This is a genomic window from Williamsoniiplasma luminosum (assembly GCF_002803985.1).
GTDB lineage: Bacteria > Bacillota_I > Bacilli_A > Mycoplasmatales > Mycoplasmataceae > Williamsoniiplasma > Williamsoniiplasma luminosum.
The window spans coordinates 155715-178690 of sequence record NZ_CP024963.1 but is presented as its reverse complement, the minus strand read 5'-3'; the positions used below and the strand labels follow the sequence as shown (position 1 = coordinate 178690).

Here is a 22976-nt window from a genome sequence, read left to right as displayed (position 1 = left end):
ATTAGAATGAACCAAGTATCATTAATCGGAAGAATTACCAATGATTTAGAATTACGTGACTCAGCCAATGGAACAAAATTTGTTGGCTTTACAGTTGCTGTTTCTGAATTTAGAAAAGATGGAGAACACACACAATTTATCCCATGCATCGCATGAGATAACAATGCTATCCAAATGACAAACTACCTTAAAAAAGGAAGTTTAGTTGGAGTTACAGGCAGAATTTCTGTGCGTTCAAAACAAGACAATGGAAAGTATGAAAGTATTGTCAATATCAATGCTGACCGTGTAGAATTTCTTGAGTCTAAATCATCGCGAAACAATGAAACCCAAGCATACAAACCTTCTAATCAACAATCACAAAACCAAAAGATTGAAGAGCCCCAAAACGATAATCAAACTATCGAAGACTCTATTTTATGAGATTAATCAGAAAGGGCATTAACTATGAAAAAAATCATTAAAAGACGTAAAAAAGTTAATTTCTTTGCTAAAAACAATATTAAATATATCGATTATAAAGATCTAGAATTATTGAAAAAATTTATTTCAGGAAATGGACAAATTCTTCCAAGAAGAGTTACTGGAACATCTCCAAAAGATCAAAGAGTTTTAGCATTAGCAATTAAACGTTCACGTCAAATGGGATTATTACCATACATCGTTGAATAACAAATATTATCAAAACTTATTAATTCAATTAATAAGTTTTTTTATTTTTGTTTCAGAAATTTATTCTATAAAATAATAGTAAGAGGTACTTATGAAAGTTATATTTTTACAAGATGTCAAAGGACAAGGAAAAAAGGATGAAATCAAAAACGTATCTGACGGATACGCCACAAATTTCCTGATCCCAAAAGGGCTAGTTAAATTAGCAACCCAAGGATCAATCAAGTCTTTAAATACTAAAATCAAAATTGAAAAAGAAGAAGATGCTTTAGATAAAGGTGAAACTGAATTATTAAAAAAACAACTTGAAGAACTAGTTTTAACATTTCATCTTGAAGTTAAAAATGATAAAGCATTTGGTCAAATTACTGATGCTCAAATTGTCAACATTTTAAAAGAAGAACACAAAATCGAAGTTGATAAAAGAAAAATTAAAGACCACGATTCTTTAAAAAAAGTTGGTTCTTACCAACTAGAAATCAAATTACATCATTCGATAATTGCAAAATTAAAAATTAACATTGAACCAGCTTAATGGTTCTTTTTTGTTGGCTCCACAAAAAATCATATAAAATATTATTAGACTTGAATGGAAAACAAAATGAATAATCCGGTAATAGATAAAGAAGTAGAAAATTTAAACGAAGCTGAAGAAGCGATTTTGGCGATTGCAATGCACTCGCCAAACGCTTTGCCAGATATTTTTTCATCACTAACTGTTGATGATTTTTTTGTGTCATCACACAAATTAATTTTCAAAGCGATCGTCGAATTAAATTCAAATTCTAAAGAAATTTCATCAATCACAATCGTTGATGAATTAGATAATCAAAAAAAATTAGAACAAGCTGGAGGAGTTGATTCAATTTCTGAAATTAGTGATAAATTTGTGACTGATGCTGATTTAGAATCAATGATTTCAATTGTTTATCGTAAATCAATTGCTCGTAAATTTGAACAAAAATTAAAAAATATTGAAAAAGAACGTTTAACCAATCCCGATCTTGAAGAAGTGATAAACAAAGCCCAAACCGAATTATTATCTTTAGACTTAGCAAACAACAAAAATAACGTTGAAGTAATTGGGGTAACAATGGACAAAGTTCTGAAAAAAATGCAAGAACTTGAAAAACAAACAGAAACATTATTAGGAGTACCTTCAGGGTTTCGTAATCTTGATGAAATGACCTTAGGATTTCAACCTGGTGACTTAGTAATCCTTGCTGCTCGTCCATCAATGGGAAAAACTGCGTTTGCCTTGAATTTGGCTTATAATGCCTCAATTTCTAAAAAGAATAATAAAAAGAACAGTATTGCAATTTTTTCAATTGAGATGCCAAAAGAACAATTGACAAATCGAATTCTGTCAATGTCATCTCAAATTGATTATAAAAAATTGCAAAAGGGAAAAAATATTTCTCAATTTGAGTGAGAAAACATTCATAAAGCCAATGACCGCTTACAAACAACAAAAATATTTATTGATGATACACCAGGGGTTACAATCCAACAAATCCAATCAAGATTACATAAATTAAAAAGAGATGAAGACATCAATTTATGTGTGATTGATTATTTACAATTGATCTCAACACCTGGTTCAAATGGAACTGATCGTCAAAACGAAATCTCTAATATCTCACGTCAATTAAAAAGAATTGCTCGTGATATTGGGATTCCGATTATTTGTTTATCACAATTATCACGTTCAGTGGAAAAACGTGAAGACAAAAGACCAATGCTGTCTGATCTTCGTGATTCTGGGGCGATTGAACAAGATGCCGACATGGTAATGTTTTTATATCGTGAAGAATACTACGATACTAAAAAAGATTTTAATGACAAAAAGATGCAAGATACGGAGCTAATTATTGCAAAACACCGTAACGGACCAACTGGAAATGTTAAATTATCATTTAACATGCAATTTGGTAAATTCATAGATTTAAGCAACTAAAAAATAAAATGTGTATAATATAATAGTTATTTAAATGAAAAGGGGATAGAAATGAAGAAAATACTTTCAATTTTGATGGGGCTTACTGTGACTAGTTCAGCAGCTCTAACTGTTGTTTCTTGTGAAGTTCCAGTTCATAAAGTCCCAATTAAATTTGATGGTGATTTTGTTCCCAATGAAGGAAACTGAAGCGAATACAATGACGCAGATCGAGTTAAAGCCTTTCAAGGTAATTTTTTAGGAGATAAATCAGTCGCTTTTGATAATACTATTGCAAGACTAAGAAACTTACTAAGTTTAACCCCAGCTTTTATTAATGATAAAAACCGTTTTAGCCAATATAATGAACTTTTAATTGGAGCTGATGCTGATGATGAAAGTAAAACCGCAGCCGTTCATGGGATTTATAGATGAGAAAAAACACAAGGTGAGAAGCCATTAGACTTTTATAATAAATTTAAGAAAACAAATATTTCTTCAATTGGTGGTTTATATTGATTACATAAAGTTAAAAGAGAAGATTTAACAGCAGATGCTGCTAAAGCAGCGTGAGATCTTGCAGAAAAAGCTTTCGGAACACCTGATAGTGCTGGAGCAGACTTTGTTAAAAATTTTTTAGGTCTAGATTCAAATTTACAAGATTCAAGTTGAACTGAACAACATATTTCTAAAACTGATAACCCAAAAATTAGCTTAATGGATTCTAAAGTGGTTGAGTTCACTTCTAAAGTAGAAGGTGAAAGTGCAGAGATAAATGAACCTGTATCAGAAACCCTTAAAGAATTTGAAGATGTTAATACGGGTATTGACTATAAAGAAAAAATTGAAAAAGTCGGTCAAGACAAATCTAAACCATTTAACCAATTTATTTTTGGTGGTAAATTACCAACAACACATGTTAAAGTAATTGAAAAACCAACAATAGAAAAACCTGCAGAAGCAAACCCTAAAGATGTTCAAGTTGATTGAATTATTATCGAAAAATCTACTGAAAAAAAAGAAGATAAGACAATTCATAAGTGAAATCCTAAAGATGGGCAATTCTTCTTAGGAGATGAAACTTCAATCACAATTAACTATAAATTTACAACGGACAGTAAAAACGAACAAGCTGAGAAATATAATGTAAAAACAACATTTAGTGGAATGAAGCCAGTTTTTAGACCAATCATTAAAGAAGCTAATCTAAAAGCAAAAGATGGTTCAACAACCAAAACATACTTTGCTAAGTGAACTTTTGTTGGATATCAATTTAACGATCAACATAACTTCATTAAAGATGGTAATAAAGATATTAAACCAGGACAAGGTTTATTTAGTAATATTAAATTGACTGAATTAAATATTACAAAAGCATAATAAAATAATTAATGTAGAGTCAATCTACATTTTTTAATTTAGGGGGGTCATGTGTTAAAAGAATGAAATGAATTTTTTGAAGAAGAAAAAAAACAACTATATTTTCAAGAATTAATGGCAAAGATTGAAGAAGAAAAAATTCATAACACCATTTATCCGGCTGAAGAAAATATTTTTAAAATCTTTGATTTGATCAAACCTGATGAGGTTAAAGTTATTATCATTGGACAAGATCCATATCATGGGAAAAATCAAGCAAACGGGATTGCTTTTTCAACTTCAAATGCTGTAAAAACTCCACCAAGTTTAAGAAATATTTTCAAAGAATTAAAAGCTGATTTAGCGATTGATCACTTCGAAAATAACGATTTATCAGGTTGGGTAAAACAAGGAGTTTTCTTAATTAATTCAACTTTAACAGTCAGTGAATCAAGACCGGGATCTCATGCAAATTTCGGTTGAGAAAAATTTATGAATAATTGTTTAAAATTTTTAAATAAAAATAGTACTATTTATATATATGTTTTATTTGGGAATTGAGCAAAAAAGACATATAATACTTTAAAATTTAGTAGTAACAATATTAAATTAGAGTTTGGCCATCCATCGCCATTTAGTTATGAAAAATTTTTTAAAGGGACAAAACCATTTTCAAAAATCAATTGTGAATTAAGGAAACTTAATAAAACGGAAATCAATTGAGAAAAATAGAAGGAACAGATATGGGCGAAATAAGCAATTTCTTATTAAAAGACACGAATATGGCTTATGCTACTGCTGGTTTTACATTACTAAGTGCGTTTTTGTTTTTTTTAACATCAGCGCTCTATTATAATTATCGAAAATCTAGACAATTACCATACAACGGACTTAAATTTACAACTAAAAATATAACTTATATTGCAATGATGGTTGCGGTATCGGTGTCAATTACGGTCGTCATTTCAATGACTCTACCAGTGACGGTTTTTCCTCCGATCAGAATTGCCTTTAGTGGAATTATGATTAAAATTACGGGAATGTTTTTTGGACCAATCGTTGGGTTTATTGTCGGAATTGTAACTGAAGGATTATGTATAATTTTTATTCCTTCATATATTCACATCGCTTACTTGTTTGTTGCTATTTCTTTTGGTTTTTGAGCTGGAATTATGTCTTATACAACCAAATTAAAAGGTAAAAATAAATGATGAACATTTTCATTAATTAATCTTTATACAATCATTTTCACAGCTGTGATGTGAGCAATCACAATCAATAGTGATCAAAAAGATGCTGTTTTCTTTGGAATTAACATTCCTGCAAAACTAGTGCCATCAATGTTTTTAATAATGATGGGTGCTACCTTAATTATGGTTTGGATCTTTTCATTTGTTTTAATTGGTCTAAAAAAAGGAAAATGATTAGAAATCATTTTACCAATAGTTTTGTTGTGCGTCGTGACCGAAACACTGGCAACTATTTTACTAGCATCTTGGGGAGATTCTGAAATTTTTGGAATTCCTGACTATCAAGGTGGTTATAGTTCAATGGTTATAGTTCGATTATTACAAACACCAGTTAAAATCGCGTTTAATGCAACCGTGTTGTCAACAGTCTTTTATGTAATGCGTCCAATTCTAAAAAAATAAGAAAGGATTAAATGAAAATATATAATTCCTTAACAAGAAATAAAAGTTTGTTACAGCAAAAAGCTGTAACAATTTATTCTTGCGGTCCTACAGTTTACAACTACATCCATATTGGTAATGCTCGCCCAGCAATCTTAATGGATGTTTTAGTGCGATTTTTAAAAAGCAAAAACATCACAGTTGACTATTTGCAAAACATCACAGATATTGATGACAAAATTATTGCCAAAGCGATTGAAGAAAATAAAACCGAAAAAGAAATTTCTAAATTTTATACAAAAGCATATCTTGATGATTTAAAATCTTTGAACATTTTCATGCCAAATAAATTAGAACCGATTAGCAAGCACATTGATAAAATGATCATTTTTATCAATGACTTAATTGAGCAAGGATATGCTTATAATGTTGATGGGGATGTTTATTTCGCGATTAACAAATGAAAACCAGAATATGGTGAATTATCTGGTCGAAAACCAGAAGAATTAATCAGTGGTGAAAGAGTTGAAATTGATCTTAAAAAGAAAAACCCTTTAGATTTTAGTTTGTGAAAAAAAACCAATGTTGGAAAAACCTGAAATTCTCCTTTTGGTGAAGGTCGACCAGGATGACACACAGAATGTGCATTGTTGATAGAAGATTATTTTAATGGGAAAACAATCGATATTCACTCTGGGGGAATTGATTTAAAATTTCCACATCATGAAAATGAAAGAATTCAATATTTAGCTCATAATCAAAAAGAACTCTCATGCATTTGAATGCACAATGGGCATTTAAATTTGAATGACCAAAAAATGAGCAAATCAATCGGAAATGTTTTTTTAGTCAAAGACTTTATCAAAGAATATAACGCTAACATTTTAAGATGAATTTTTTTATCAACAAATTACAAACAGCCACTAAATTTAACTGATGATTTAATTGAGCAAGCGAAAAAATTCTTTGATAAGTTAGAAAATTTAAGAAAAAAAGTTATTCTTTCAAAAACAATTTTTGAAAGAATCGAAAAATCAAATATCAAAAATTATGTAAAAGATTTTGAACAAGCAATGGATAATGATTTAAATACAAGTTTAGTTTTGTCAATCATTGAAGAATTGATAAAACATATTAATCAACTAGTCAATCAAAAAGTGCATTTTGACTGTATCTTCACTTTATTCGGTCAATTAAAACACATCTTGGAAACATTGGGTTTTACAGATCTTCTAAATGTTGAAATCAAAGAAGCTGATGAAATTAAGTTAAAAAAATGAAATCAATTAATTTTGGATAAAAAATTTGAACAGGCCGATGTGCTGAGAGCTAAATTAGAAAAGAAAGGGTTAATGTAATGAAACCAAATTTAATTTATGGAAAACATGCAGTTGAAGAATTCTTAAATAAGCATCCAAAAATGATCAAATTCATTTATGTTAAAAACATCAATGAATTTGATGGCAATAACAACATCAATGAATTTAATATCAAAGTTATTAAAAAAAATGAAATTGATTTAAACAAAATGTTTGATGAAGTTGTTAATCACCAAAATGTGATTGCTGAAGTCAAGGAATATAATTACAAACCTTTTGGTGAAATTAAAAATAGTTTTGCAAAAAGAGATAAGGATTTAATTTTAATTTTGGATCAAATTCATGACCCTTATAATTTTGGAGCGATTATCAGAAGTGCGACATTATTAGGTGTTAAAAATATTGTGATTATGGATCACAAACAAGTCATGGTGACCCCAACAGTTGTTAAAACTAGTGCGGGAAGTGTTTATGATTTAGAAATTTCAAAAGTATCTAATTTGAATAATGTGATTGCTGAATTGAAAAAACAAGGATATTGAATTTATTCTTCAAATTTAAACAAAAACGCTCAAGATATTAGAGATGTAGATTTTGCCCAAAAGACAGCTTTAATAATTGGAAATGAACAATATGGAGTGAGTGATTTATTAACTAAAAATAGTGATTTAAACATCTTCATTCCATCCACTAAAATCATTGATTCATATAATGTGAGTGTGGCCACAGGAATCCTTTTATATGAAATTGGCAAAAAAATTAAATTATTTTAATCAAAAACCCAAAATAATGGTTAAATAAGCATTAATTGATAAAATTATGCTTATTTTTTAAGTTTTAATGTTGAAAGTGAAGGAGCAAAACAAAAATATGACTGGAATTCAATCAGAATCAAAAAAAAGCGATAAGAAATATACTAGACTATTAAACAATTTACTAGATATTAAAGGAAGAGATCAGAATTTACATACAAAAGTAAATAATATAGATTCTTTTGATATGACAACCAAATTTTCGAAGACTATTTCGAATAAAATAATAAATCAAAAACAATTTACCATCACATTAAACGAAATTGATATCTTGGATTTAATTACTAAAGTAAAAACCACGGATTCTCCAGAGATTATTATTGATCTATACGCAAAATATAAAGAAAAGCTTTTCAACACTAAAAAAATACTCTTAATGGATCCGAAAACTTTTTTATCTACAAAAAATGAATTGCTAGAATCATTAGAAGAAAAACGACAAAAAGAAAAAACTAGATGAAAGCAATATCGACGTAAAGTTTTGGACTCTAATATTCAAGAAAATATCTGGCCTCTGCATGTTGCTACATTATTTATTTCATTGAAAACACCAACAAAGGAATTATATGCCCCGTTGCTTCTTAAAGAGGTTCAATTGAACATTCAAGATGAAGACATTCAAATAAAAAGTGAAGATACTTGAAAAATAAATGAAAAATTAATCTTTATGTTAAGTGAGGCGGGGTTGCCCATAAATTCTGATATTTTTCAACAAGATGATGAATTTTCTGACTTATTGAATAAAATTCTTCATCAATTAAACATTGATGAAATGAGTATAGATTTAAGTGCAGAATTTATTGAAAAAAAAGCCGGCGATGTTAAAAATAAAAATTTGTTATTCCATCCTGGTGTAATTTTAGGAATGTTCAAACCCTCTGGTGGTCAATTGAGAAAAGTAATGCAAAAAATTATTGAAAATGACGAAATTGATGAAATATTAGACGTGGAACCAAATAAAAATATCTATAAAGAAAATGTAGAAACATTTGTGACAGGAAGATCTGGTGAGATTCTTAGAATTCAACCAAGTAATTTTTCACAAGATAAAGCATTAATTTCATCATTAATTCAAGACACTATCATTTGAGGCCCTCCAGGAACGGGAAAATCACAAGTTATTGCAAACATTATTGCGAATGTACTTGCAAATAATAACAAAGCTATTGTGATGTCGCAAAAAAAGGCTGCATTAGATGTTCTCAAAAAAAGACTAGGCAAAATTGCTCCGTTTGCGCTATTCTTGTTGAATGACAACAAAATGGACAAGACCGAATTTTATAAACCATTGCAAAAATTTATTCAAATGGTTGAAAACAGTAGTGGGTTTGGGCAAAGACAAAATAGAGAAATTATTTCTAAAACTGAACAAAAAATGTTGGAAATTATTTCTAGAACTAAAAAAATGAAACATTTTATACATCAATTTCACTAATTGAAGCTTTCTATCCAAAAAAAGAACTTATCTATATGATATTGAAACTTTCCACTGAATTTCAATATCCAATAGAATTTTCTAATTTAAAAAAATACGAAGCTGATTTCATGTTAATGAATAATATTCAATATAAAAAATTTTTGTGATTTAAAATTACTCCTAAATTTGTTAAAGAAATTTGTACAAAAGCACTTGATATTTTAAACAACGTTAATATGGATCTTAATATAATTGTTGAACAATTAAAACTAACCACACCACAAGATGTCAAGGATATTCTTGAATGTTCAGATAATAACCTTCAAAGATTAAAGCACAAATCAGATGAACAATATCTTGTTGATGTCTTGTCATCTAAAACTATTTATAAAATTCAACATTGACACAAAACAAAAACAGAAGAATACAAGGATTACAAAAGGTTTGCTAATGCAGTTAGAGCAGGAAGGAGAATTCCAATCAAATTCATGAACGACCACGTTTCAATAATCAAAGAATTATTTCCTGTAATAATAACCACACCACAAACAGAATTTATTAATTGAGAAAAAGAATATTTTGACTATGCAATTTTAGATGAATCTTCTCAAATGTTTTTAGAAGTGGGGCTACCGATTTTATATTTAGCAAAAACAAAAATTTTAGCTGGTGACACACAACAAATGCAACCATCTAGATGATTTACTACTAGATCAGTTAATGATATAGATGAAGAGGAAGAAGATGTTGCTGAAAATGCAGAATCACTTTTAGATTATGCCTTCGATAAGGGTGTGTTTGAAGTTATGTTAAACCAAAACTATAGATCTTCTTCAGCTGCATTGATGTCATTTTCGGCAAAAGAATTTTACAATTCTGAACTTGATGTTTTAGATCATGAACAATATTGTGAAGAAGATCCAATTGAAGTTATTAATGTTGATGGTGAATGAGATTCTGGTACAAATAAAGTTGAAGCAAATCAAGTAATCTATCTAGCGATGAAACACTTAAATAAATATGAGTCTATGATAATCTTAACTTTCAATGCTAATCAAAGACAATTAATCGAAAAAGAAATATTAGAAAAATATCCACTACTCTATAAGGCTATGGAAGATGAAAAATTGGTTGTTAGAAATATAGAAAATATTCAAGGGGATGAAGCGGAGATTGTTATCGTATCTGTTGTTTATGATTCAAACACAAACATTGGTTCAACATATGTCGCAAGACAAGGTGGCAAGCATGCATTAAACGTTGCAATATCAAGAGCTAAACATAAGATGATAGTTGTAAAATCGGTCAATTCTAAGAATGTAAAATCAGCAAACTCTGATGATTTTCAAACATTTAAAAATTGATTAGAATTTTTAAATATGAACCACACAGAACAAAAGAAATTTTCAAATAAACCACATATGAAAATTGAAGAATCTTTTGGTGAGGTAGATTCGGGTTTTGAGAGAGATGTTGTAGATTTCATTATAAATAATGTTAAAACAGAATATAAAACAAAACTAATAAAACAATATGAAGTTGGGAGTTATTCTATTGATATTGCATTAGTGGATTCTAAGAACCGATTTATATTTGGGATAGAAGTAGATGGCTACGCATACCATGGTGGTCAAGGTGTGGATAAATATTTAAGCGACAAATCTCGACAAGAATTCTTGGAACATAAAGGATATGATATCTACAGAATTACAGAAATAGATTTCAAATTAAAAAAAGAAAAAATTATAAATGACATTTCGATTTTAATTAACAATAAAGAAAAAAGATTAAAATCTAAGTTTTAAATAATGACAATATTTAATGAAGAAAGGAATAAAAATGGAAAATATTAATAACAAAATAATCGGTTGTACTAATCCAAGTTCTTGTGATGGTTACACTATTTCAAAATGTGTACATTGCACAAAAGTTTTAAAAGAATGACGAAAAAAGGTGTTTAAATGAGTCATACCAATTCTTACAATTTTTTTAATTTTTGGAATCACACTTATAATTGTTCTTTTGTAGGTTTAAAAATGTAAAAAACAAAATCTAAATTTGGGGTTATCTTATATCTCTATTTAGATTTTTTTTCAAAAAAATAACCAATAAATTTTATTTTTTTCTTGTAAAAACACCTTGTAAAATATTTTTTTTGGATAATAATTTTCTCTAAGCAGACAAACTGCTTAGGAGATGAGATGGACAACTACCCCCAAATAAGCTTCAATCTTACAAATGCAAAATGAAGCGAAACTGAAATACATGAAAAATATGAGCTGTTTGCAAAATTGGAAAAACCAATTCAATTTGCAATCACTCGAGTTCTAAGTAAATTTCCAAGTATTCCACTTGAAAGAAATGATTTTACATCAATTGCTTGAATGGCTTTTGATGAAGCAATAAGCAAATTTATGAGTATGAAAACAAGAAAGACAATGATCAACTTTGTCATTGATTCAGTCTATTGAAAATGCATGGATTATGCTGCTGCGTTTGTTAATAATCGACACCGCATTTTGAATTTCAACGTGATTGAATATGAGTGAATCGAAAACGAAAACACAATCGAAAATTTTTCAAGTGAGCTAACAATGAAAATCGCTATTGATGATTATTTTGAATCATCAGAAAATGATGAAATGGCAAAAATTTTCTTTCAAGAATATGTATCAGGAACAACGTATGTTGAAATTTCCAAAAAATATGAAATTTCAAGAAACAAATTAAAAAGAATTCTTAATAAAACCATTAGTGATTTATCTAAAATGCTTGTATAATATAAAAATAAGATTATAGGTAGGTTTTTATGGGTTCTAATAGTAGAAAAATTATTTTAGTATGTGAAATATGTTTGAATCGTAATTACACTTTAACTAAAAGCACTTTGACACAAAAAGAGCGTTTAGAAGTGAAAAAATTTTGTTCAACTTGCAACCAACATACACTGCATAAGGAGACTAGGTAATCATGTTTAAGAAATTGTTTGATAAACTATTCAATAAAAAACTTAAAGCTGAAAAAAAACAAGCTGATCCAACTCTTGAACCAGGGGTTGAAAACCAAGTTGAACAACTTGAACAATCAAAAGAACCCAAGAATTTAAAAGAGTTAAAAAAAGAAACTAATCGAAAGATTAAAGTTAAAAAAACCAAAGACCCAAAAGACAAAATTGATCTTAAATTAGCAACCAAAGAATTTCCTGTAAAACTAGTTAAGGAAGTTAACAAAATCAAATGATCAACATCTAAAAACTTAACAAATAAATATGTCACAGTTATAATTTTCATGGTGATAACTGCAGCGATGTTCTTCTTGATAGATTTGGGATTGCAACAATTATTTGTTTTGATAAAAGTAACATAAGGAGTAAGAAATGATAGACAACAACAAACTAATCGATGAATTATTAAATATGAAGGGGCAGTGATTTGTAATCAATTCACAAACTGGTCACGAAGACAAAGTGCTTTCAGATTTAGTTCAAAAAATTAAAACTTCTAACTTACAAAGTGATGTTTTTGATGTAAGAATTTCAAAAGGTTTAACAACAACAAAAGCAGGCAAAGAAGTGATCAAAAATAGATTTCCTGGTTATATTTTTATCAATATGATTATGAGTGAACATGCATGATTTGTTGTTCGTAATACTCCAGGGGTAACTGGGTTTATTGGTTCATCTGGAAGAGGGGCTAAACCATTTCCATTAACTGATGATGAAGTAATTAAAATGTTAACAACCCCAGATAAAGAAATGATTGAAGAACAAACAGCTGAACCTGAAAATGTTGGTTTTGTAGTTGATCAAATCGTCTTAATCAATGATGGCCCTTACAAAGGGACTGAAGGAAAAATTTTAGAATTAGATCCCGAAGGAAAAACAGCGATCGTTTCAGTTGAAATTTTTGGTCGTTATACACCAGCTGAAGTTTCAATCGCCAATATTGAATCATTAAAAGAATTTTAATTTAATTCAAAAATCTCCAAAAAATGAAAAATAACAACAAATTTGTTTTCGTTTTTTGGAGATTTTTTACTAATATTTCCCCTTTCATTTCTAAAGAAAGGTGATAAAATTAATAGGTCGATTTTTATTGTGGGAGAATCAAACAAATTCGTATGAACCACAGCGAGTAAAGATGTGACACAGATTTAATACTTTAGGAGGTATTACCCGTGGCTAAAAAAATCACACGTATAGCAAAATTAGAATTTATGGCTATGCAAGCAAAACCAGGAGCAGAATTGGCTTCATTAGGAATTAACATGCCTGAATTCACAAAACAATTCAATGAGGCAACAAAAGAACGTGCCGGAGACGTTGTTCCGGTTGTTATTACAGCGTATAATGACAAATCTTTTGACTTCGTTTTAAAAACAACACCAGCTGCAGTGTTATTGAAAAGAGCAGCAAATATTCAAAAAGGTGCAAAACTATCTGGTAAAGAAGTTGTTGCAACAATCTCTGTTGATGAAATCAAAAAAATTGCAGAATACAAATTAGTAGACTTGAATGCAAATTCAGTTGAAAGTGCAATGAAAATCATTGCTGGAACTGCAAAAAATATGGGAATCAAAATTGAAGGAATGGGAGACGACAAATAATGGCTAAGTTATCAAAAAAATTAAAAGTAGCTTCTGCTAAAGTTGAACGTCATACTCAATATGATCCAAAAACAGCTTTACAATTAGCTAAAGATACATCAATTACTAAATTTGATGCAACAGTTGAAATTGCATTTAATTTAAATATTGATCCAAAAAAAGCAGATCAACAAATCCGTGGAGCAATCGTGCTTCCATCAGGAACTGGTAAATCTCAAAAAATCTTAGTTTTAACAAATACTAAAACTAAAGAAGCAACTGATGCAAAAGCTGACTTTGTTGGTGGAGAAGAATTAATTACAAAAATCCAAAAAGAAAACTGATTTGATTTTGATGTAATTATTGCAACCCCAGAAATGATGGCAAAATTAGGAGCAATTGGAAAAGTTTTGGGGCCAAAAGGATTAATGCCAAACCCAAAAACTGGAACAGTTACAATGGATGTTGCTAAAGCAATTGAAGATGTTAAAAAAGGAAAAGTTGAATACCGTGCTGATAAAGAAGGAAATATTCACTCAATTTTAGGTAAAACTTCATTCACAATTGAACAATTACAAGCTAACTTCAATGCATTATTAGAGGTAATCCAAAAATCAAAACCCCAAACTGTAAAAGGTGAATACATGTTAAATGTAACAGTCTCTACAACAATGGGTCCTGGAATTAAAGTTTTAGCTCCAGGAATGAAAGGTTCATTTACTGAATCAAAAAAATAAAAATCTCTTAAATTTAAATAGATTTAATAATTTTGACAACACTAGCTTTGCTAGTGTTTTTTGATTCAGTTGTTAATTTTAATGATATTTATTGATAATCATATTTCTATTTTCAAAAGGAATATAATTATTAAAGAAGACCAGTTTCTTTCAGATGCTAATTAAAAAATAATAAAAAAATTTCATAATTCAACACTCAAAGAAATTGAGTTTTTAGAAATAGGAGAAAAAAATATGAAACTAGCAATCTTGTTAAGTTCTACATTTTTAAGCGCAAGTTCGATTGGGGCAATGGTGCCACAAATAACACAAAAACATCAAGTTGTTGTTAATAATAATTATAATTATGTAGAAAAAATTGCAAAAATTATGAGTGAAGAAATCAACTCAAAAAACGAATCAGAAATTAAAAACATTTTTATTAATGCGATTAAGCAAAAAGATGGGTCATTAACTTTAGATGTTAATCAAATCAAACAAATCCAAAATCTAAAAATCCAAAATGTATTTTTAGATCAAAACTTTTCTAAAGTTTTAAACAAAATGTTTGAATCAAAAATGCTTATTTTGGAAAACGGAAAATATAATTTTAATGTTTCGGTACAAAAAGTAGGTACTCAAGGCTTATGAATAGAAAACCCATGGTACTGATTTGGTTATACTAAATGACATTTAGATGATTCATTAACTAATTATTTGACAATGATGTTTTGATCAGTGACGAACATCGATGAAGGGGGAAAAGTCTTTCTTGAAACGATTCCAGAATTTGGAGTTCTTGGAACTCTAACAGGAAAATCACTTTACCAACAAGGTGGGTCTAAATATCTTTCACAAGTAAATTCCCAACACAAAGGTGTTTGGTATGGTTCTTGAAGCACATTTTGAGACGGACCTTGATCACAATAATTAAATTTTAAAATAATCAAGAAATTATTTTAAAATGGAAATCTTTTACAATTCAATGAAAATACCACTTATTGGTATTTTTGTTTATATAATTTTAAAAAGGAGTGTTATGGAAAAAGGTTATATACATATTTATTGTGGAGAAGGAAAAGGTAAAACTTCAATCCTGAACGGGATGGTTTTAAGAGCACTTGGGGCTGGTAAAAAAGTCGAATACGTCCGTTTTTTAAAAAACAGACCAACAAGTGAAAATGCAATTTTAGAAAAATTAGGTGTTCATATTAAATCTTTTTATCATTTCTCAACCAAGTTTGTTTGAGAAATGGACCCAAAAGAAGTTGAAACATTTAAAAAAGAAACACTTGAAGGGTACGAATACTTCAAACAACAATTGAAAAATGAAAAACTAGATATTTTATTAGCTGATGAAATTTTAGGAGCTGTTCAAAATGGATTTATTGATCAAAAAGATTTGGTTGAAGCACTTAAAAATAAATCCAAGCATTTAGAAGTTGCGCTTTCGGGTAGATATTCATTTGCAGAACTTAATCAAGTTGCAAATTTGATCTCAGAAATAAAACCAATTAAGCACTATCTGGATGAGGGTGTTATTGCTCGTGAAGGAATCGAATTTTAATTAATAGAAAGACCCTCAAATGAGGGTCTTTACTTTTATAATGAGATTTTTTTGAGGCAGCCGTAACACAAAAAGAGAGAGAACAAGGAATACAATATGAATACTTTAACAAAGGAGGGCCACCCCTGAATATATTTTAGCATAAACTCCAAAAACTACTTTTGAAATGCCTTTTTTGACAAAAATAGTGTTATTTTCAAACGAAAACGACACTATTTTTGAAAAATTTAAAATTGTAACTCAACTTATGATTACAATCTTTATAGCAATAACAGATTGTTGTTGCTATAAAAGCCCCCTGAAAGTGGACCTTAATAATATTTGTTAAATATTGTTGTTTTTTTTATGCTCGCCCTTTCTATTTTTGCAAAAACTTGTACGATATATTTAAGGAATTCACAGATCAATGAATATAAATGCTATATATGTCGATTTGTGATTTTATTTTTATGTCTAAAAAACATAAAAGTTCTCCTTATTTGGCCATTGCGGCCCGTCCCCCATTTAATGGGGGTTTTTTATAAAAAAAACACATTTCAAAGATAATTACACCTAGTGCAAATAATAAAAGGTGCATTTTATGAAAAATATGCTATTATAAATATGCTATTAGTTACCTAAGACAGTCGCTGAATGAAAATTCTTAATTTGCGGCCGAGGAAATAAAATGTTTTTAATAAAACTTTTTTGTTTTTTCCTCGGGTTTACTCGAGGTTTTATTTTCGGAATTAATAGTTAGAAAGAGGGTTCTATGAAATTAGAAAGACCAGCTCATAAACAAAAAGCTGAAATAGTTGCTGAAATCATGAATAAACTAAAATCTAACGGTGTTGCAATTGCTGAATATAAACATTTAACAGTTGCCCAAATGACACAATTGCGTCGTTTGTGTTTAACAAAAAACATTGAAATTAAAGTTTACAAAGATTCACTAGTACGTAGGGCAGCTAAAGAAGCAGGGTTTGATGCATTAGAAGCATTCTTAACTCAACAAAATGTTTTCTTATTTTCAGAAGATCCAATTGCACCAGCTAAATTAATCGCTAACTTTGCAAAAGAAAACGAAAAATTGGTTTTAAAAGCCGGAATTTACGAAGGTGCAGTAATGGATACTCAAGCAATCAATGAAGTTGCATCAATTCCATCAAAAGATGAATTATACAGTATGTTCGCTTCATCATTGATTTACCCACTACGTCAATTTATGTTAGTAACTAAAGAAGTTGCTAAAACAAAATCAGAATAAGAAAGAAATAGGAGAATACAATCATGGCTATTACAAAAGATGATATTATCAAAGCATTAGAAGAAATGAAATTAACTGAATTAAACGATTTAGTTAAAGCAATCGAAGACCACTTTGGAGTTGTTGCTGCTGCTGCAGTTGCAGCACCTGCAGCAGCTGCTGGAAACGCAGCTCCATCAGAAGTGAGTGTTGTTATTACAGCAATCGGAGATCAAAAAGTTAACTTAATCAAAGCTGTTAAAGAATTAACAGGATTAGGATTAATGGATGCTAAAAAAATGGTAGATGGAGCAGTTCCAATTACTATTAAAGAAAACGTGAAACCAGAAGACGCAGAAGCAATGAAAGATGCATTAGTTGCTGCTGGAGCTGCTGTTACATTAAAATAATTTAAAAATTTCAAAGCTATTAAAATACCCAATTGGGTATTTTTTTTGCTTTAAATGAGAAAATACTATTTTAAAAGAAATAATATGATAGCGTTTAGTAGTTAAATATAATTAATTATCGAATTTATTATTAATTCAGAAGGTGGAAACATTTTTCTTGTTTAACAATTAAATGTTTGACCATTTTAGCACAAAAATTCCAAAAATATTTGAAATTCCAAAAATAAGTAGTAAACTTATTAGATTGAGATTAGTTTAGTTAGCTAAGAACTTCTACTATTCTCTAAGTCTATTGTTATCAGAATTGGAGAAATGTGAGTGGTTGGTTTAGATTACTTTCTAAATGATAAATGAGTTCAAAAAACTAGTAAAAACTTAGACAATAATATTTATGCCACTAATTTGCCGGCGACGAATAATGCAAAATTTCATTTTTCATTTAACCAGCAAGTTAATAGTGACAAATTTTTGTTTGATTATTTTAAAGCTTATGAAATTTCAGATGATTTTTCAATAACCAGAGATGATATGCGATTGATTGAATTTGTCAGTTTATTGCTTATTGAAGGAACTTTTGAGGAAACTGATTATTGAAAAATCATCAGAAAAATTAAAGAAATTGAAGCTGGAAAAAAACCAAAAAATCGTGATGAATTTAGAATTTGAAATCTAATTGAAATTATGAATTTGATTAATGAAGATGGATTTAAAATCAATGAAGATAATTATGAATTAGTTGTCCATATTTTGTTTAGAAATATGGGATTTGATCTAGATATCAAATCTAACTATTATCGTAATAATGAAACTCCGATTGTTTTTACAAATGCAATCAAACCACAAATCAAAGTGATCGACAAAGAAGTTGAAGCATTTATTAAATATGTTGAAAAGCTTTCGGACAAAGATATTTCGGGAACGACGCAAGCAGGAATTATTTTAAATTCTTTCTTGTTCATTTACCCATACCAAGAATTTAGCATCACTTTAGCTTTCATCTTATCAAGGTGATATCTAAAAAGAATTGCACCAAACTTACAAGGGATACAAACAATGTACAATGTTGGTACTAATTGAGAGGATTTTGTTAAAAAAACTAATCAAAGTTTTGAAGAATTAAATCTTGATCCATTCTTAGATTTTATGAAACAAATTTGCAAAAATGGAGTAAACAATTTATACCGGTTATCCTTATTTCAGGAATTGGTTGAAGAACAAAAAAATTCACCAACAAAGGTTTTTGCAACACTGATCGAACAAGCTATTGTGATCAAAATCATCACCTCCAAAACACAATCATTTAGATTAGATAAAATAGTTAATAATTTTAAAATTAGAAAAGTTAACTTTGTTAAAGAAGAAGAAATTAAAAATGTCATTCAAAAAATGATTGATTTAAATTTCTTAATAAAAAAAGAAGAGAAACAATCAACTCTTTATGAACTGAACGATCAGTTCTTAGAAAAAATAAGATTGCTATTAAAAGACCAATAGGAGAAAAAATGAGTTACAAAATAAAAAAAATTAATCGTGGTGTAGAAAGAAGAGACTATACAAAGTTCTCTTCAAACTTACCATTACCAAATTTAGTTGAAGTTCAATTGGATACATTTGAATGATTCAAAGAAAAAGGGATGCAAGAAGTATTTGATGAAATTTTTCCAATTCTTTCAAGCGATGGAACAGCAGTTTTGACAATGGAAAACTGAGAATTCCAAGAACCAAGAACAACTATTTCAGCTGCTAAAGCTGAATCAAAAATTTATGATGCACCAATCTATGCTAATTTAAAATTAGCTGTTTCAGCACGTGAAGAAATTGAAAAAGATCCTGAAGTGATTGCAGATAAAGATGTTAAAAAAATGATCACAGAATGATTAAAAGACAAAGCTGAAAACAAACTTGTGACTTTCAAACAAAGTGTTGGAGATTCTTACTTTTTTGAAATCAAAGTGAGAGGTGTAGCAGTTGCTGACTCTGTTCAAGTAGACGTGATTGAAGATAAAGAAAATGCATTAGTTATTAACGCATCAATTTATAAATCAGGAGAAGTTTTCTTAGGAGAACTTCCAATGATGACTAACTCTGGAACTTTTATTATTAATGGATCACAAAAAGTAATTGTTTCACAATTAGTGCGTTCACCAGGTTCATACTTCAACAAAACATTAAACCGTAAAAATGGTGAGATCATTTATTCAGTTGATATTATTCCTTCAAGAGGAACATGATTAGAATTTGAAACTGAAACTAAGAAAATTTTAAACAAATCAAATTCTTGTTTCTATGTAAAAATTGATAAGTCACGTAAATTAACTGCAACTTCATTGTTAACAACTTTAGGATTAGAAAAATCTGATGTCTTAGATTTATTTGATAATGCATCATTACTTGCAAATACTTATGAACAAGATAATTTAACTGGGGATTGAGATTTAGACTGAGATAACCAAGTTCAAGAAATTTACAAAAAAATTCGTCAAGGTGAAACTGCAACAGCAGAAGGAGCTTCTAAATTTATTTACGGATTATTATTTGATAAACGTAAATACTCTTTAACTAAAGCTGGAAGATTCAAATTACAACAAAAATTATCTGTTTCAAACCGTTTAATCGGAAGAATTTTAGCTGAAGATATTGTTGATAAAAAAGGAAATATTTTAGTTGCCAAAGATACTGAAATTGTGAAATCAAACTTCCAAGAAATCAAACAAATTTTAAATGCAGATATCATGACTCAAGAAGTGAAATTTGCCAATGAAATTGCTGGACCTAGAAAAATTCAAAAACTAAAAGTTTATGCTGACAATGATCAAAGAAAAACAACAGTTGCAATTATTGGAGTGCCTTTCGATAATAAAGAAGAGTTCTTAACTATTCCTGATATCGTTTCTTCAATTTCTTATGTAATTAACTTAAAACATTTAATTGGTGAAGTTGATGATATTGATCATTTAGGAAACCGTCGTGTGCGTACAATTGGTGAATTATTACAAAACCAATTCAGAATTGGAATGATGCGTATTGAAAAAAATGTTAAAGAAAAATTAGCAACATCAAATCTATACAAAATCAAACCTTCAACAATTATTAATAACAAACCATTAACTGCGATTATTGGTGAGTTCTTTAACTTGTCACAACTATCTCAATTCATGGATCAAATTAACCCACTTTCAGAATTAACAAACAAACGTCGTTTAACTGCTTTAGGTCCTGGGGGATTAAGTCGTGATCGTGCCGGATTAGAAGTTCGTGACGTTCACCCATCTCACTATGGAAGAATTTGTCCAATTGAAACTCCTGAAGGACCAAACATTGGATTGATTAACAACTTGTCAACATATGCTAAAGTTAATGAATATGGTTTCATTACAACTCCATATCGAAAAGTGATTAATGGAGTTATCCAAAATGATATTATTGATTATTTAACAGCTGATGAAGAACATAACTTTATTATTTCTCAAGCCGGAGTTAAACAAGATGATAATGGCACAATCTTAAACAAAACTGTGGTTGCTCGTTTCCGTGGTGAAGATATGGTTGCCAACATTGATGAAGTTGATTATATTGACGTTTCACCAAAACAAATTGTGTCAGTTGCCACTAGTGCGATTCCATTCTTAGAAAACGATGACGCCAACCGTGCATTGATGGGTGCCAACATGCAACGTCAAGCTGTACCATTAATTAATCCTGAATCTCCAATTGTGGGAACAGGGATTGAATTTGAAGCAGCCAGAGATTCAGGAGCAGCAGTTGTTGCCCTTGAATCAGGAATTGCCAAATATGTTGACTCAAAATTAATTACAATTGAATCTAAAAAAGGCATCAAAACTTATGAACTATCTGATTTTGATCGTTCAAACAACGGAACTGCATTAGTGCATTCTCCAATCATTAAAGTTGGTGATCAAGTTGAAAAAGGACAAATCATTGCTGATGGTCCTTCAATGGAACAAGGTGAATTGGCAATTGGCCAAAACGTTGTTGTTGCCTTTACAACTTACAACGGTTACAACTTTGAGGATGCCGTAATTATGAGTGAACGTGTTGTGATGGAAGATAAATTTACATCAATTCACATTGATGAATATGTGATTGAAAGACGTAATACAAAAATCGGAATCGAAGAAATTACTCGTGAAATTCCCAACGTTTCTGAACAAGCTAAGAAATTCTTAGATGCTGATGGAATTGTTGCTCCCGGAACAGAAGTTAAAGTTGGAGATATTTTAGTTGGAAAAGTTACTCCAAAAGGACAAGTCCAACTATCTCCAGAAGACAAATTATTACATGCAATCTTTGGTGAAAAATCAAGAAACGTGAAAGATAATTCATTACGTGTACCAAATGGTGGGGAAGGGATTGTGCAAACAATCAAACGTTTCTCAGCCGCTGATGGATTTGATTTACCAGCTGGTGTTTTAGAAGTTATTAAAGTTTATGTTGTGCAAAAACGTAAGATCCAAGAAGGGGACAAAATGTCTGGACGTCATGGAAACAAAGGGGTTATTTCAAAAATCCTTTCAATCGAAGACATGCCGCATTTAGAAGACGGAACTCCAGTTGATATCTTACTAAACCCACAAGGGATTCCTTCACGTATGAACATTGGACAAATTCTTGAATTACATTTAGGAATGGCTGCTCAAAAACTGGGTGTTAAAATTGCAACACCAGTTTTTGAAGGATTAACAGCAACAGAACTAGATGAAATTATGGAAGAAGCTGGAATGACTAACTTCGGAAAAGTTAAATTAATCGATGGTGCTACTGGTGATGTCATGGATAAACCAATTGCTGTTGGAGTGATGTATATGTTGAAACTATCACACATGGTTGATGACAAATTACATGCCCGAAACGTTGGTCCATACTCATTAATTACCCAACAACCATTAGGAGGAAAAGCTCAAAATGGTGGTCAAAGATTTGGAGAAATGGAAGTATGAGCATTAGAAGCTTATGGAGCTGCTCACATTCTAAGAGAAATCTTAACCATTAAATCAGATGATATTAAAGGTCGTGCAAAAACTTATGAAGCAATTGTACGTTCAAAAGAAATTCCAGAACCTGGAATTCCTGAATCATTCAACGTTTTAACAAAAGAAATTATGGGACTAGGATTTGACATGTACATGGAAGATCAAGCTGGTCGTAAATTAGCAATTAATGCATATGAAGATGAAGATGATCTTGATCCTGAATTAAATGCATATCAATCAGATGATCAATTATCTGTTGGATCTGGATTCAACAATCTTGATGGATTGATGAATGTTGATAGTGATGAAATAGAAAAATCATTCAAATAGGAAGCGG

23 protein-coding genes and 1 other annotated feature are annotated in these 22976 nt (G+C 29.7%); all 23 genes read left to right on the top strand.

Annotated elements, in window-relative coordinates; genetic code table 4:
- The first annotated feature begins 6 nt into the window (after positions 1-6).
- The 23 genes from ELUMI_RS00760 to rpoB all read left to right on the top strand — a co-directional run bounded on the left by ELUMI_RS00760 (position 7) and on the right by rpoB (position 22969).
- Positions 7-429 carry a single-stranded DNA-binding protein gene (locus tag ELUMI_RS00760; protein WP_025734391.1) on the top strand — a complete coding sequence of 141 codons (423 nt, stop codon included), beginning with the start codon at positions 7-9 and terminating at the stop codon, positions 427-429.
- Positions 430-447: 18 nt separating this feature from the next.
- A complete protein-coding gene (rpsR, locus tag ELUMI_RS00755; RefSeq protein ID WP_035018866.1) occupies positions 448-672 on the top strand; it encodes a 30S ribosomal protein S18 in 225 nt (74 codons plus the stop codon).
- Positions 673-763: 91 nt separating this feature from the next.
- On the top strand, positions 764-1207 hold the full coding sequence (rplI, locus tag ELUMI_RS00750) for a 50S ribosomal protein L9 (RefSeq protein WP_025734393.1): 444 nt from the start codon (positions 764-766) through the stop codon (positions 1205-1207).
- 54 nt (positions 1208-1261) lie between these two features.
- Positions 1262-2629, top strand: a complete 1368-nt coding sequence (gene dnaB / locus ELUMI_RS00745) for a replicative DNA helicase (protein WP_232695340.1) — start codon at positions 1262-1264, stop codon at positions 2627-2629.
- A 51-nt stretch (positions 2630-2680) separates the two neighbouring features.
- Positions 2681-3988 (top strand): hypothetical protein, encoded by a 1308-nt coding sequence (locus ELUMI_RS00740; RefSeq protein WP_025734395.1) that lies wholly within the window; start codon positions 2681-2683, stop codon positions 3986-3988.
- 51 nt (positions 3989-4039) lie between these two features.
- On the top strand, positions 4040-4699 hold the full coding sequence (locus ELUMI_RS00735) for a uracil-DNA glycosylase (RefSeq protein ID WP_025734396.1): 660 nt from the start codon (positions 4040-4042) through the stop codon (positions 4697-4699).
- An 11-nt stretch (positions 4700-4710) separates the two neighbouring features.
- Positions 4711-5619 carry an ECF transporter S component gene (locus ELUMI_RS00730; RefSeq protein ID WP_025734397.1) on the top strand — a complete coding sequence of 303 codons (909 nt, stop codon included), beginning with the start codon at positions 4711-4713 and terminating at the stop codon, positions 5617-5619.
- Between the two features lie 11 nt (positions 5620-5630).
- Entirely contained in the window at positions 5631-6956 is a 1326-nt protein-coding gene (gene cysS, locus ELUMI_RS00725; RefSeq protein ID WP_025734398.1) for a cysteine--tRNA ligase, read from the top strand.
- On the top strand, positions 6956-7690 hold the full coding sequence (gene rlmB / locus ELUMI_RS00720) for a 23S rRNA (guanosine(2251)-2'-O)-methyltransferase RlmB (RefSeq protein WP_025734399.1): 735 nt from the start codon (positions 6956-6958) through the stop codon (positions 7688-7690). The genes cysS and rlmB overlap by 1 nt, the downstream gene beginning before the upstream one ends.
- A 97-nt stretch (positions 7691-7787) precedes the next feature.
- Entirely contained in the window at positions 7788-9164 is a 1377-nt protein-coding gene (locus ELUMI_RS00715) for an AAA domain-containing protein (RefSeq protein WP_025734400.1), read from the top strand.
- A 35-nt stretch (positions 9165-9199) separates the two neighbouring features.
- A complete protein-coding gene (locus ELUMI_RS00710; protein WP_025734401.1) occupies positions 9200-10951 on the top strand; it encodes an AAA domain-containing protein in 1752 nt (583 codons plus the stop codon).
- Between the two features lie 396 nt (positions 10952-11347).
- On the top strand, positions 11348-11926 hold the full coding sequence (locus ELUMI_RS00700; protein WP_025734403.1) for a sigma-70 RNA polymerase sigma factor region 4 domain-containing protein: 579 nt from the start codon (positions 11348-11350) through the stop codon (positions 11924-11926).
- Positions 11927-11955: 29 nt separating this feature from the next.
- A complete protein-coding gene (gene rpmG, locus ELUMI_RS00695) occupies positions 11956-12114 on the top strand; it encodes a 50S ribosomal protein L33 (RefSeq protein ID WP_084040341.1) in 159 nt (52 codons plus the stop codon).
- Between the two features lie 2 nt (positions 12115-12116).
- Positions 12117-12512 carry a preprotein translocase subunit SecE gene (gene secE, locus ELUMI_RS00690; RefSeq protein ID WP_025734404.1) on the top strand — a complete coding sequence of 132 codons (396 nt, stop codon included), beginning with the start codon at positions 12117-12119 and terminating at the stop codon, positions 12510-12512.
- A gap of 10 nt (positions 12513-12522) precedes the next feature.
- On the top strand, positions 12523-13113 hold the full coding sequence (gene nusG, locus ELUMI_RS00685) for a transcription termination/antitermination protein NusG (RefSeq protein WP_025734405.1): 591 nt from the start codon (positions 12523-12525) through the stop codon (positions 13111-13113).
- Positions 13114-13322: 209 nt separating this feature from the next.
- Positions 13323-13751 carry a 50S ribosomal protein L11 gene (gene rplK, locus ELUMI_RS00680; RefSeq protein WP_025734406.1) on the top strand — a complete coding sequence of 143 codons (429 nt, stop codon included), beginning with the start codon at positions 13323-13325 and terminating at the stop codon, positions 13749-13751.
- The gene (gene rplA / locus ELUMI_RS00675; RefSeq protein WP_025734407.1) at positions 13751-14467 is read left to right on the top strand and encodes a 50S ribosomal protein L1; all 717 of its coding nucleotides are present in this window, start codon (positions 13751-13753) and stop codon (positions 14465-14467) included. Before rplK ends, rplA begins: the two co-directional genes overlap by 1 nt.
- Before the next feature lie 234 nt (positions 14468-14701).
- Complete coding sequence (locus ELUMI_RS00670; protein WP_025734408.1) at positions 14702-15376, top strand: hypothetical protein; 675 nt, start codon at positions 14702-14704, stop codon at positions 15374-15376.
- A 109-nt stretch (positions 15377-15485) separates the two neighbouring features.
- Complete coding sequence (locus ELUMI_RS00665) at positions 15486-16013, top strand: cob(I)yrinic acid a,c-diamide adenosyltransferase (RefSeq protein ID WP_025734409.1); 528 nt, start codon at positions 15486-15488, stop codon at positions 16011-16013.
- Between the two features lie 598 nt (positions 16014-16611).
- Positions 16612-16743: a sequence feature (ribosomal protein L10 leader region), on the top strand.
- Between the two features lie 21 nt (positions 16744-16764).
- Positions 16765-17259, top strand: coding sequence for a 50S ribosomal protein L10 (rplJ, locus tag ELUMI_RS00660; protein WP_025734410.1), 495 nt, complete (start codon positions 16765-16767; stop codon positions 17257-17259).
- A 23-nt stretch (positions 17260-17282) separates the two neighbouring features.
- Positions 17283-17648 carry a 50S ribosomal protein L7/L12 gene (gene rplL, locus ELUMI_RS00655; protein ID WP_025734411.1) on the top strand — a complete coding sequence of 122 codons (366 nt, stop codon included), beginning with the start codon at positions 17283-17285 and terminating at the stop codon, positions 17646-17648.
- Positions 17649-17960: 312 nt separating this feature from the next.
- Positions 17961-19142, top strand: a complete 1182-nt coding sequence (locus tag ELUMI_RS00650; RefSeq protein ID WP_100618528.1) for a Fic family protein — start codon at positions 17961-17963, stop codon at positions 19140-19142.
- Positions 19143-19150: 8 nt separating this feature from the next.
- Positions 19151-22969: a DNA-directed RNA polymerase subunit beta gene (gene rpoB, locus ELUMI_RS00645; RefSeq protein WP_035018871.1), complete on the top strand. Its 3819-nt coding sequence runs from the start codon at positions 19151-19153 to the stop codon at positions 22967-22969.
- Positions 22970-22976: the final 7 nt, after the last annotated feature.